This window comes from Ornithinibacillus bavariensis, assembly GCF_018333235.1.
Taxonomy (GTDB): domain Bacteria; phylum Bacillota; class Bacilli; order Bacillales; family Amphibacillaceae; genus Ornithinibacillus; species Ornithinibacillus bavariensis.
This window is the reverse complement of the sequence record NZ_BORP01000004.1, coordinates 48781-61668: the sequence shown is the minus strand read 5'-3', so window position 1 is coordinate 61668 and position 12888 is coordinate 48781. Positions and strand designations below refer to the sequence as shown.

Annotated in this window: 12 protein-coding genes and 6 tRNA genes; 15 read left to right on the top strand and 3 right to left on the bottom strand. The window is 35.3% G+C overall.

Translation table 11 applies throughout. The features are described 5' to 3' along the window. Positions 1 to 156: 156 nt before the first annotated feature. From ant(6) to KI338_RS10855, 13 genes are all read left to right on the top strand, one after another. The gene (gene ant(6) / locus KI338_RS10915; RefSeq protein ID WP_212921038.1) at positions 157 to 1020 is read left to right on the top strand and encodes an aminoglycoside 6-adenylyltransferase; all 864 of its coding nucleotides are present in this window, start codon (positions 157 to 159) and stop codon (positions 1018 to 1020) included. A gap of 10 nt (positions 1021 to 1030) precedes the next feature. Then, the gene (locus tag KI338_RS10910) at positions 1031 to 1549 is read left to right on the top strand and encodes a GNAT family N-acetyltransferase (RefSeq protein WP_212921037.1); all 519 of its coding nucleotides are present in this window, start codon (positions 1031 to 1033) and stop codon (positions 1547 to 1549) included. A gap of 369 nt (positions 1550 to 1918) precedes the next feature. Then, complete coding sequence (locus tag KI338_RS10905; protein WP_212921036.1) at positions 1919 to 2467, top strand: hypothetical protein; 549 nt, start codon at positions 1919 to 1921, stop codon at positions 2465 to 2467. 106 nt (positions 2468 to 2573) lie between these two features. Continuing rightward, positions 2574 to 3053: a hypothetical protein gene (locus tag KI338_RS10900; protein ID WP_212921035.1), complete on the top strand. Its 480-nt coding sequence runs from the start codon at positions 2574 to 2576 to the stop codon at positions 3051 to 3053. Between the two features lie 337 nt (positions 3054 to 3390). Then, a tRNA-Asn gene (locus KI338_RS10895) sits at positions 3391 to 3465 on the top strand. Between the two features lie 10 nt (positions 3466 to 3475). Then, positions 3476 to 3552: transfer RNA gene (locus KI338_RS10890), tRNA-Met, on the top strand. A gap of 26 nt (positions 3553 to 3578) precedes the next feature. Beyond that, positions 3579 to 3654, top strand: a tRNA-His gene (locus KI338_RS10885). Between the two features lie 10 nt (positions 3655 to 3664). Continuing rightward, a tRNA-Ile gene (locus KI338_RS10880) sits at positions 3665 to 3741 on the top strand. Between the two features lie 9 nt (positions 3742 to 3750). Next, positions 3751 to 3843: transfer RNA gene (locus tag KI338_RS10875), tRNA-Ser, on the top strand. A gap of 30 nt (positions 3844 to 3873) precedes the next feature. Next, positions 3874 to 3949: transfer RNA gene (locus tag KI338_RS10870), tRNA-Phe, on the top strand. A gap of 979 nt (positions 3950 to 4928) precedes the next feature. Further along, positions 4929 to 5540: a superoxide dismutase gene (locus tag KI338_RS10865; protein WP_212921034.1), complete on the top strand. Its 612-nt coding sequence runs from the start codon at positions 4929 to 4931 to the stop codon at positions 5538 to 5540. 125 nt (positions 5541 to 5665) lie between these two features. Beyond that, on the top strand, positions 5666 to 6940 hold the full coding sequence (locus tag KI338_RS10860; protein ID WP_212921033.1) for an MFS transporter: 1275 nt from the start codon (positions 5666 to 5668) through the stop codon (positions 6938 to 6940). Positions 6941 to 7004: 64 nt separating this feature from the next. Next, complete coding sequence (locus tag KI338_RS10855; protein WP_212921032.1) at positions 7005 to 9167, top strand: peptidoglycan D,D-transpeptidase FtsI family protein; 2163 nt, start codon at positions 7005 to 7007, stop codon at positions 9165 to 9167. A gap of 146 nt (positions 9168 to 9313) precedes the next feature. Here KI338_RS10855 and pssA read toward each other — a convergent pair whose 3' ends face one another. Further along, positions 9314 to 9847 carry a CDP-diacylglycerol--serine O-phosphatidyltransferase gene (gene pssA / locus KI338_RS10850; RefSeq protein WP_212921031.1) on the bottom strand — a complete coding sequence of 178 codons (534 nt, stop codon included), beginning with the start codon at positions 9845 to 9847 and terminating at the stop codon, positions 9314 to 9316. An 88-nt stretch (positions 9848 to 9935) separates the two neighbouring features. Here pssA and KI338_RS10845 point away from each other — a divergent pair, with 88 nt between their 5' ends. Next, on the top strand, positions 9936 to 10715 hold the full coding sequence (locus tag KI338_RS10845; RefSeq protein ID WP_212921030.1) for a phosphatidylserine decarboxylase: 780 nt from the start codon (positions 9936 to 9938) through the stop codon (positions 10713 to 10715). A 3-nt stretch (positions 10716 to 10718) separates the two neighbouring features. Here the strand turns inward: KI338_RS10845 and KI338_RS10840 are convergent, their stop codons facing one another. Continuing rightward, positions 10719 to 11321, bottom strand: coding sequence for a DedA family protein (locus KI338_RS10840; protein ID WP_212921029.1), 603 nt, complete (start codon positions 11319 to 11321; stop codon positions 10719 to 10721). Positions 11322 to 11570: 249 nt separating this feature from the next. On the opposite strand from KI338_RS10840, the gene phoU reads away from it, so the two are divergent. Then, complete coding sequence (phoU, locus tag KI338_RS10835; RefSeq protein WP_212921028.1) at positions 11571 to 12230, top strand: phosphate signaling complex protein PhoU; 660 nt, start codon at positions 11571 to 11573, stop codon at positions 12228 to 12230. A gap of 67 nt (positions 12231 to 12297) precedes the next feature. On the opposite strand, the gene KI338_RS10830 is transcribed toward phoU, so the two are convergent. Beyond that, positions 12298 to 12882, bottom strand: coding sequence for a hypothetical protein (locus KI338_RS10830; protein WP_212921027.1), 585 nt, complete (start codon positions 12880 to 12882; stop codon positions 12298 to 12300). Between the last annotated feature and the right edge of the window lie 6 nt (positions 12883 to 12888).

Here is a 12888-nt window from a genome sequence, read left to right as displayed (position 1 = left end):
GATATTCTGATTATAGCGTAAGACGATTAGTTTTGTTTATATTTTTATTTTTTACAATTGAACCTTACTCGTACCTAAATATAGTTGGAAGATACACTTGTAGAGCTGGAATGATTATGTCAGAATATTATGTAGGTAGAATTGGGGGTATTTAAATTGCGTAACGAAAATGAAATACTCAATCTTTTTAATTTAATTGTAGAAGAAGATGATTTAATCAGATTATCTGTATTGGAAGGCTCTAGAACAAATGAAAATATCCTTAAGGATGACTTTCAAGACTATGATATAACCTTTTTTGTAACAGATATGGAATTTTATAAGAGGAATGATGATTGGTTAAATAAATTCGGGGAATTGCTTTTTCTTCAAAAGCCAGAGAACATGGAGTTGTATCCATCCGAATTAGGAAGTTGGTATAGCTACCTCATGTATTTTAAAGATGGCATTAAGATAGATTTAACATTAATCCCCCTTGAGGAAATCGAGCACTATTTTTCGGAATCGGATGGTTTAGTAAAACTCTTAATTGATAAGGATAATCGTATCTCCAATAAGATTGTCACAAGTGATGAGAGATATTGGATTAAAAAACCGTCAGAACGGGAGTTTATTGATTGCTGTAATGAATTTTGGAGCGTATCTACATATGTGGCTAAAGGATTGTATCGTAAAGAAATACTTTATGCTATCGATCATTTTAATCAAATACTTCGCCCAGAGCTTTTACGTATGATGTCATGGAAAATTGGATTAAGGAAGGGATTTAATTTTAGTTTAGGAAAATATTACAAATTTATCGATCAGCATATTTCCAAAGAGGTTTTTGATAGGTTACTAAGTACTTTTTCATTAGTTGGCTATAAAGAGACATGGCAATCATTTCAGATATGCTGTGATATGTTTCGACAATATTCGAAAAAAGTAGCTTTTGAGTTGGAATATCATTATCCAGATTATGATGTGGTCATGACAAACTTTATACGAAATATATATGGGAAAATAGACCAGAGAGAGTAGGAGATATTAAATGACAAACCTTTATTTTAGGAAGTTTCATTCGGATGATTTCGATCATTATTTTAGTCTAGTTTCAAATGAATCGGTAATGGCTATGATAACTGAGCGAGCTATACCATTAGAGGAAGCTCACACAAACTATAAGAAAATATTAGAGCTTAATAAAAAACATGAACTATTTGGTACATATAAAGTGTCAACTACCGATAATGTCTTTCTCGGTCTAGGCCGTTTGATTTTAAATGAAGAGAATACTGTTGAAGCGGAATTAGGTTATATGCTTTTACCTGAGTTTTGGGGAAATAGCTATGGTAGCAAAATAGCCGATTATTTTATAGAACAAGCAAGAAATACAGCCTTAACCCGACTAACCGCCATCATTGATCCCAACAATATTCCTTCCAGGATGATCCTAACGAATAGGGGCTTTATTTCGGAAAAACTATGTGAAATAGACGGTCTACCAGGGGAGATTTTAAGTAAAGCATTAAGTGATTCCATAACAGATAAAGTAAATGGAAACCGTTGAGTAATTATTAATTTGAGGACGGAAAATTATTTTAAGGAAATTTATAGATGGAAATTTGATAAGTGGGTTAAAGATTAGATGCCATAATGGCATCTAAATCGAGAATAAAAGCAACCACTATTTCTATTGTAATTATTTGGAATTTTGTGATAAAGTTTAAGGTAGCACTCATGGGAAATTTGTGTAGGAAATTATTAATGATTAAAGTTCCGTTGTCTTGCTGTTATTTTCCATGATGGTTGAGGGAGGTTCCCCTAGATAACAGAGATTTATATTTTTAGTTCTATTATTCTAGCCTTAGCTTCCGTAGCGATAACACTATAATCAATATAAATGATCATTTTTGTGATTGAATGGAGTTGGAAGTCAATGCGCAATCTTTGTCAGTTATCCTTACTCATTTTGTTTTTTATACTAGTTGGATGCTCCAATTCAACAGGATACAAAAATGAGGATGTAGTAGCAATAGTTAGGGGAGAAGAAATTACAATTGGTGATTTACGCTTTCTATATCCTGATGAAAAAATAATGGATGCGATTGAGGGTACAGTGAAGGCAGTATTGGTTATACAAGAAGCTAAAAAATTGAAAATCGATGTCGCGGAGGAAGTTCAGGAGATAATTGAGGAGCATGCTACCTATCCCGCTGAAGAAGATGCTTCTCCAGTAGCAGAGGTGATTCGTAATTTTGCTGATTCACAAGCTAAAAAGCTTGGAATGGAGCCTGAGGATTATTATAAGAAATATATTGAAGCGACTTCAGAGAGTATGGCCTATATGAATGCATATGTACAAGAAATAATAGGTGAATTTCAAGGTGACATTGATGACATCGATGAATATAACGAACAGGGAAACAAAGTATTAAATGAACTAGTGGCGAAATACAAAGATGAAATTAAAATATTTATCAAATAATATTGCTTATATTTGGAAAGAAAGATCAGTTCAAAGAAAAAATATTTAACATGTGGTTATTTAGAGACCATCTAGGTGAAGCATGGAGAGAAAAGGGGGAGGCTTGATGAGGAAAATTTGGATTATACCTTTAATCATATTAGTGGTCATAGTAGCTACTGTTGTAGTTTTTGATAGAGGAAAAACTATTCATTCAATAGAAAAATGCAAGGAAACTAAATTCCCTTGCATCTATGCTGTCGTTGGAAAAGAAAAGGTAAAGGTTATAAATGGAACAAGCACTTTTGATCAAGAGGATGGTACAACTATAATGATGGGGGATGTTTTTCCGGATGATATAGATAATATGCTTGATACATTAAAGGTCAAAAAGAAAGATCTAGTAACACTTGATTTCCTCAACCAAAAACCTAATCATATAACTGTTTTCCAATTGAAAGATTATGAAAGATTGGATAAAGTTGATATTGATTTGAATACATATACGTTTACTGCGCCAACCACATCTGGGACATTTATGTATGAAATATATGGCGAATATGAAAATGCTGTTGTCCATCATTATTTAAAGATTAAGGTGCGATAAGGATTTCATGGATTAGAAACAAATTTTTGCAAATAATTGTTGAAAAAAAATTAGAAAGATGCTATATTATTTATTGTCGTTTTAATACATATCTTGTAAAAGTTAATTGTTGACATGTACTTCGAATTATGTTAAATTATATTTTGTGCCACTGAAATAGGTGGTCATAAAAGTGGAAATAATCTATCTTAATTCCACAGTAGTTCAGCGGTAAAGTAGTCCTCTAGCATTGTGTAAGAATGTTGACGAGTGAGGGTGCTCATCAATCAGTAGTACGATGAGAAATCACTACTTTCTACTGAATCAAAAACTGTTTAGGTACTGTGATAAATAATATTCCACAGTAGCTCAGTGGTAGAGCAATCGGCTGTTAACCGATCGGTCGTAGGTTCGAATCCTACCTGTGGAGCCAATTACAAAATGGCGGCGTAGCTCAGCTGGCGAGAGCGTACGGTTCATACCCGTGAGGTCGTGGGTTCGATCCCCTCCGCCGCTACCATTTTCTATCATAGTAATAACATCATGGCGGTCGTGGCGAAGTGGTTAACGCACCGGATTGTGGCTCCGGCACTCGTGGGTTCGATTCCCACCGATCGCCCCATATTAAGTAAGGACCCTTAGCTCAGTTGGTTAGAGCTATCGGCTCATAACCGATCGGTCGCAGGTTCGAGTCCTGCAGGGTCCACCATTTATACTCGGAGGTATACCCAAGTCTGGCTGAAGGGATCGGTCTTGAAAACCGACAGGCGGGTCAAACCGCGCGGGGGTTCGAATCCCTCTACCTCCTCCATATATATTTTATTATTTTAAAAATCAATAAGGCTCGGTAGCTCAGTCGGTAGAGCAATGGACTGAAAATCCATGTGTCGGCGGTTCGATTCCGTCCCGAGCCACCATTTTGTACAAGCTAAGGCTTGTTTTTTTGTGTTTTGGTTTAATTTGTTTTTATTCTTGTTTAATCATTCGGTTCTATTATATTGAAGAAGTAAATAAAGTCACTAATATTGTTTAATAGAGGACTTAAGAAGCAGTGAGGTCCCTAAATATGTCTAATAAACTCTTTCTAATAGACTTTAAAAGCCAAAAATCACTAACAGTGTCTATTAGATAGGTTCTAATAGACTGAAAAAGCCAAAAATCACTAATAGTGTCTAATAGACAGGTTCTAATAGACTGAAAAAGCCAAAAATCACTAATAGTGTCTAATAGACAGCTTCTAATAGACACAAAAAGTCAAAAATCACTAATAATGTCTAATAGACAGGTTCTAATAGACTCAAAAAGCCAAAAATCACTAATAATGTCTAATAGGCAGCTTCTAATAGACTCAAAAAGCCAAAAATCACTAATAATGTCTAATAGACAGGTTCTAATAGACTCAAAAAGCCAAAAATCACTAATAGTGTCTAATAGACAGGTTCTAATAGACTCAAAAAGCCAAAAATCACTAATAATGTCTAATAGGCAGGTTCTAATAGACTGAAAAAGCCCAAAATCACTAATAATGTCTAATAGACGGGTTCTAATAGACTGAAAAAGCAGTAAAGCCACTAACAGTGTCTAATTGCTATATGCTAATAAACCAATCAACCAACCAAGCAATAACGCTGCCAACAGCCCCATCCTAACAGACAAACCCCCACTATTTAGCCTCAAATTGTCTTAATAAAATTTTATAAAATAAATCTTTATAGCAATAAAGCCCATGCTTCTATAATCCAATACCATTGCATCATTTCTCCTTCCAAAGTTCACTGTAATCGTTGCCAATGCCTATTGGGCATATAATTTGCAAGAACTGGAAAGCTCTGATAATCTTGCTTGTAGAGGATATTATATCCTTATACTCAAATTATTAATAAGGAGGAACTTGTTATGGCAAAATTTGAATTACCTGAATTACCTTATGCATATGATGCATTAGAGCCAACAATTGATAAAGAAACAATGAATATCCACCATACAAAGCATCATAATACTTATGTAACTAACTTAAATGCTGCTCTTGAAGGACAATCAGATCTACAAGGTAAAACTCTTGAAGACCTAATTAGTAATCTTGATGCAGTACCTGAAAGTATTCGTACAGCAGTACGTAATAATGGTGGTGGCCACGCTAACCATAGCCTATTCTGGAAAGTCTTATCTCCAAATGGTGGGGGAGAACCTACTGGTGAATTAGCTGATAAAATCAATGCTAAATTTGGCAGCTTTGACAAGTTCAAGGAAGAATTTGAAAATGCTGCAAAATCCCGTTTCGGTTCTGGCTGGGCTTGGCTAGTACTAAATAATGGTGAAGTAGAAGTAACTAGCACACCAAACCAAGATTCTCCTTTAATGGAAGGTAAAACTCCTTTATTAGGTCTTGATGTTTGGGAGCATGCTTACTACTTAAATTATCAAAACAAGCGTCCTGATTATGTTTCTGCATTCTGGAATGTAGTTAACTGGGATGAAGTTACAAAGAATTACGAAGCAGCAAAATAATGTCGTTTTGATTCATATAATGCTCTAGGGCTTGGCTATTTATAGTCAGGCCCTTTTTCTCTTTCTTTTTGAATATCTGAAAATGAATTGATTACACTAATGAAAGAGAAAAGGAGCATTACAATATGAATAAAACGTTGCAATATGTTTTGGGAAAGACAGAAATCAATCGAGATTTAGTTCTTTTGTTGATTATAGGTGGGTTGTATTCATTAGGCATATATTTATCTAATACATTTGTAAATATTTATTTATGGAAACAAGCAGCCGGCAACTATTATACGATTGCGGTATATAATTTAGCTACCTCTGTCTTCCAACCAATTACGTTTATCGTTGCGGGAAAAATTGCTAAAAAGGTAGACCGAGTCATCGTATTAAGGTTGGGGGTAATATTTTTATCAATCTTTTTTTTATGTGTTTTAATGATTGGAGAAAAATCTGCCCATTTTAATTTTATGTTAGGTAGCTTACTTGGTATCGGTTATGGCTTTTATTGGCTGGCATTTAATGTGTTAACCTTTGAAATTACAGAGCCGGAAACAAGAGATTTTTTTAATGGGTTTTTAGGGGTATTACAGTCATTTGGAGGGATGATCGGCCCGTTTACAGCTGGCTATATTATTTCAAAAATGGATGCGAATATTGGTTATAGTACAATTTTCACTTCATCTTTTGTCTTATTTATTTGTGCAGTAATATGTAGCTTTTTCTTAAAGAGAAGGCCAGCAGAGGGAGTATACTTATTTAGACGAGTCGTTCAGGAAAGAAAGAACAACCGTAATTGGAATCGAATTTTAAATGCACATTTATTTCAAGGATTGCGTGAAGGTATTTTCATGTTTGTCATAACGATCTGGGTATATATTGTCACCCAAAGTGAGTTATCCCTTGGTACATTTAACTTAGCTTTTTCTGGCTTTTCCTTCATTTTTTATTTTTTGGCCACTAAATTTATTAAACCATCGAAACGTAAGAAAGCAATATTAATTGGAAGTCTTATGCTTTATCTCTCCTTATTTATTATTTTATTTCATGCGAGCTATGCAACTTTAATTGTGTACGGTATCATCATTGGAATTGCATACCCGATTATGAATGTACCATATTTCTCCATGACCTATGATGTTATCGGAAAAGCCTGGAAAGCTGCTGATCTTAGAATAGAATATATTGTTGTTCGGGAATTGTATTCAAACATTGGTAGAGTTGTTTCTATTCTCGCCTTTATTCTTGGAATAACATTGTTTAATGAGGGAAAAATCATCCCACTCCTGCTTGTGTTTTTTGGGGCCATGCATTTAGGTATTTATTTATTCGTACGTAATATATTCCTTACTGGAACGAATAAAAAAGAAATATTGATAAAAGACCGAGTTACCGACGAAAAAAATCGATAATAAGTAAGAAAAGATGCTATAATAAATAAATAGATTACCTAATAACAAGTTATGGGGGAGAGTAATGAAGAAGGTCCAAAATAAGAAGAAAAAAGCACAACTTCCCTTCCGTTTAAATATATTATTTTTTATCGTGTTTTTATTATTTGCTGTACTAATCATACAGCTTGGTATTGTTCAAATATTGAATGGGGAAGCTTTTCAAACAGAAATTGAAAAAACGACAAAGGATATAACAAAAATTCCAGTACCACGTGGAGAAATATATGACCGCAATTACAATGTCATTGCGAAGAATAAACCAATGTATGCTATTACATACACGCCCCCAAAGGGTGTTCAAGCAAAAGACAGGTTAGAAGTGGCTCAAAAACTTGCGGAATATATTGACATGTTTAAAAAAGATCCTGAGGAAAAGAAAAAGCAACTCAAAAAAATTACGGAACGGGATAAAAAAGAATATTGGTATTTGTTGAATGAAAAGGAAGCTCTAAAAAAATTGCCACTTGAAGAGGCAAAAGAGATGGATAACTCAGAGCAATATAATGAGATTCTAGAACGGATTACTAAAGAAGAATATGATCAGATTACTGAGCAAGATAAAGAAATTATCCTCATTAAAAAAGAACTTGATCGAGCATATTCTCTAACACCACAAATCGTAAAAAGTGAAGAGGTAACTCCTGAGGAATATGCTAGAGTCGCAGAGCATCTAGCAGAACTACCTGGAATTAATGCAACGACTGACTGGGTTCGTGAATATCCGTATGATGTCACATTCCGTAATATCATTGGTAAGATTACGACTGAAAAAGCAGGTCTGCCTGCTGAAAATATCGACTACTATCTTGCAAAAGGGTATAGCAGAAATGACCGAGTTGGTGATACGGGATTAGAGAAAGAATATGAAGACTTCCTAAGAGGACGAAAAGAGCAGGTCCAATACACGATGAGTAATAGTGGAGTTATTTTGGATTCTGATGTTGTTGTTCCTGGTGAAAGTGGAAAAGATGTAATCCTAACGGTAGATATGGAATTTCAAGATAAGGTGGATGAAGTTTTACGCCAGGAGCTTAAAAATGCCGTAAAGAATGGCGCTGAAAGACATTTACGTGACGCACTTGCTGTTGTTATGAATCCAAATACGGGAGAAGTACTCGCTGTATCCGGACAGAGCTTTACAGATGCGAAACAGAACGAGATTATGGATACTTCTTATAAGGTGCTACATGAAGCACATCGTCCAGGTTCTGCTGTTAAAGGGGCAACCATCTTATCTGGATATGAGTCTGGTATAATCACTCCTGGACATACAGAATTTGATACCCCAATGAAAATTGCAGGAACACCTACGAAGGGGTCATGGAAGGACTTAGGTTATGTTAATGATTTAGACGCGCTTCGAATGTCATCTAACGTTTACATGTTCTATATTGCATTGAAAATGGGTGGGGAATACAATTATCAATTTGAGAAGAAAGTTCGCTTTAATCCAGCAGCATTTACACAGATGCGAAATTACTTCAAGCAATTTGGTCTTGGCGTAGAAACGGGAATAGATTTTCCATATGAATCAACTGGTTATGTTGGTCCGAAACCAGGTGCTGGTTTATTAATGGACTATGCCATTGGCCAGTATGATACGTTTACTGCGATGCAGCTTGCCCAATATGTTTCCACAATCGCTAATGGTGGATATCGTGTTCAGCCACATTTCTTAAAAGAGGTTCGCAATCCATCCACTGGGCTTGAAGACTTTGGTACTGTCTATAAAACTGCGAATACACAGATTTTAAATAGAATAGTAATGGATGATAAGTATATTAAACGGGTACAGGAAGGCTTCCGCCAAGTATTCCAAGAGCCAGGCGGAACAGCCTATAACTATTTTAGAGGTACCAACTTCAAAGTAGCAGGTAAAACAGGAACAGCGCAGAATGAGGTTTTCAATGATAAAGGAGAGCTTGTAGCGAAAACTGTTAATCTAACAATGGTTGCATATGCACCATATGATAATCCGGAAATCGCAATAGCAGTTATCGTGCCAAATCTAGATGAGAGTTCAAGTTCGCCTATTAACCATAACATCACACGTGGAATCTTAGATGCTTACTTCTCTTTGAAGGAAGATAGAGCAAAGGATGATATGAAGCAAGATGAGGATAAACAAGCGAATCAAGTGGACCAGGAAGAACAAGATTCTCAAAATGACCAAGAAAATGAATAAGAAAAATACCCTAAATTCGAATCATTCGATTTTAGGGTATTTTCATAAAACCTATTGTTCAGTCATCAGTCACTGAATTAAAGCTATAAATGAGGAAGTTCTTCGTAAAAAACGACCTCTTCATATTGAATTTTACTACATTGATATTACATTTTCTGAATACGTATGTTACTCACCATTAAAACAGCTAATATAGATGTAAGAATAACATAAAACATTATAGGTAAATGATTCGAAAAGAGGACTGAAAATGCCATCAAAAAGCCAGCAACAGTAATAGGTATACCGTAAAAGGCACCATCGAATTCTTTTACATTGTACCTGGCTAATCGGATTGCTCCGCATAAAATATAAATCACGATGAGCGATAAGCCTACCCCAGGTAATTTATTCAAAATTGTCATATAGACTAGTAGACCAGGTGCTACTCCAAATGAAACAAGGTCACTTAAGGAATCAAGCTCTTTACCAAAATCAGATTCAATATTTAATTTACGTGCTACCATACCATCAAATCTATCAAAAAAAACTGCTAGAAAAATGAATAATAGACTCAAATGAAATGAGCCCTTTGCCATAAGTATAATAGATATAATTCCGAACTCTAAATTCATTAATGTAATAATATTTGCTAATTGTGACTTTATTTTCGTATAATAAAAATTCTTTACTAGAAACAAAAATGATACACCTCCTCAAAAAATTATACAACTAAACATGATGAAAGCCAACCGTACATTTGAAATTATTGACAAAGGAAATGAGAAGATGAAGAAAATACTTTTAAAATATTTTGTTGAATTGACTGGAAATCCTATTAGTTCCAACCTTTTGAAGACTATAGCAAAATCGAAGCTAAGCAAGCCTCTAGTGAGACCATTTGCACGCATATACGACATCAATCAAGAAGAAATGGAATACCCTCTTTACCATTATCAATCATTAAATGATTTTTTTACACGTCGATTAAAAAACACTTCTCGAATGACAGACACTTCGCCACATACACTTGTTTCCCCAGTCGATGGCATATTAAGTGATGCGGGAAATGTGGCTAAGGATCGAACATTCCAAATTAAAGGTCATACCTATAAGTTGGATGAGATATTTGGAAGTGAAAGTAAAGCAGAAGTGTATAATGGCGGTTTTTTCTACATATTCTACCTGTCTCCAGCTCATTATCACCATTTTCATTATCCAATCGATGGCTCACTACTTTCTCGTTATGCACTTGGTGAAAAATCCTACCCAGTAAATAACCTTGGTTTACGATATGGAGACAGGCCTTTTGCTACGAATTATCGGATTGTATCAGAGCTTTCTACTGACTATGGTAGATTAGCCATGGTTAAGGTGGGAGCATTAAATATAAATAGCATTGTGTTAGCTAATTCCCAGAATCATTTTAAAAAAGGGGAAGAACTAGGTTACTTCACTTTCGGATCAACAGTGATAGTCTTTTTAGAGAGAAATGATGATTTTCAGCCATTATCTAATATAGATAGCCAAGTACTTGTCGGTCAGGCTATTGGTAAATGGATGATTTAATAATCATGTACTGCTCTTCATCCGTTTAAAAAAGAAGTAATACAATATTGCTATGATTGCTCCAATACCTAGAATAATCAGCATTATTTTAGTGTATCTACTAATAAAGGAAAATATGATTTCCCAATGACTCCCTAAGCGGTTTCCTAGAGTTACGAAAACCAGTACCCAAACAACCGCACCACTATAAGCAAATAATGCAAAGGGCCTGTACTTATATCCCGTAATCCCTGCTAAATATGCTGCAACATGCCGGACACCAGGAATAAAGTAACAAGCAAAAAGCATGTACGCCCCATGCTTATGGAAAAGCAGTTTCGTTCGTTTAACTGCTTTTTCTTTTATGAAAAATTTTGGGCCATATTTTCTGATAAAGGGTTCCCCAAGTTTAATTCCTAGTATGTAACTTATTGTAATACCTACAATGGAACCAGCAACTCCAAACAAAACAGTTAATAAGTAACTCATTTTCCCAGTGGATGTTATATAACCGAGATAGGTCATGAGTACTTCGTCTGGAATTGGAAGTCCAATGACTCCTAATGTTAATAAGAAAAAAATAGCTATGTATCCATACTGGCTGATTAAGTCATTCCACATATCCATAGTTGTGTATCTCGCTTTCATTAGAGGTTGAAGAATTAAGAGGGGACTGTGAAAAAGATGTACTTGTATCTACGTCCTAAAAACTAAATAAGCTAAGTCCACATGATTCTTATTATACTACTAGAAAAATTCAGTACAAATTTAAAGGCTAATACCTGTGTATTTACAGTTTATTTACAAGAATTTCATATTCCTTTCACATTAGCCCGATATGATAGGGGTACCGGCATATAGAGGGGAGATGGGATAGTGGTAAGTCGAGAGCAGTTCCATACGGAAATGGAAGCATTAAATACAAGCGTTGTTCGTATGGCAAAACTAACGGAAAGGGCCTTACGTAAATCGATTGATGCATTATTTAACCATGACACAGAATTAGCACGTACGGTTATTCGTGATGATAAGTCGATTGATAAGGAGGAAGGCATGATTAATGATAAAGCGATTCTCCTTATTGCAAAACAGCAGCCAGTAGCGACAGATTTGCGGCGGTTAATCATTGCCTTACGGGTGGTTACAGATATTGAAAGAATGGGTGATAATGCTAAAAATATCGCTAAAGCAACCATTCGTTTGGGTGAAGAATATCAGGCAGAGATTCCGCATGAGTTAAAGTCGATGCGAGATATAACCCTAGTTATGCTAGAAACAGCTATTAGCGCTTTTCAAAATGAGGATATTACGTTTGCGCAAAAGCTTGCAGAGATGGATGATAAGGTAGATTCATTATATAAACAGGTCGTGACAGAGCTATTAGCCGAAACAGCAACATTCCCTGAGCAGGTTCAGTATGTCATGCAAATAGCATATATTGCGAGGTATTTGGAACGATTTGCTGATCATATAACAAATATAGGTGAGAGTATATTGTTTTTGGTGAAAGGCGAAATTGTCGATTTGAATGATTAAAAAAAGAGGTAATCTCAGGTCCAACTCCTTCGGTAAAGGAAGTTGGTACCTCTGAGATAACCTCTTTTTATCTTGTTAGTGCTTTTGCAACTTGCTCATAGCTCATATCACTTGTGAGCTTAAATTCTCCAAGCTGGATACGAACCGCATACCCTTCTTTTTCTAAGAAGTCGATGAACTTATCGGCATTATCAACAATACCATTAGCTGCTAACTCCTTGGCAATTGTAGAAGAAGGCATTCCCGATTCAATTTTTAATGTGAAAGTTTTTGCTTTTTCCTGTTCTTGCTTCTGTTCTTGGTTAGCATCTTTCTTAGTATCTTCTGTTTTTGATGTAGAAGGAGGAGTGGTTTGCTTTTTAGAATCTGCTTTAGTATTTTCATCCTGCTTTTCTTTATTCTCTGCCTTTTCATCCTTAGTAGCTACATTTTGTCCTGCGGTCTCCTTCGAAGCATCCTTATTCATGGAAAGGGAGATATACTCTGATTCTGAGACAATGCGATAGCCTTTATCCTTTAATTGACTGACAACATCATCCATAGGCATTTCGGATATATCTTTAACCTTGTTACTATCGAAATAATTCACGATAAGCATAATGATACCAGCTGTAAATAGGCCAACCGCAAATGCACGAATTGATTGTTTCATAATTTC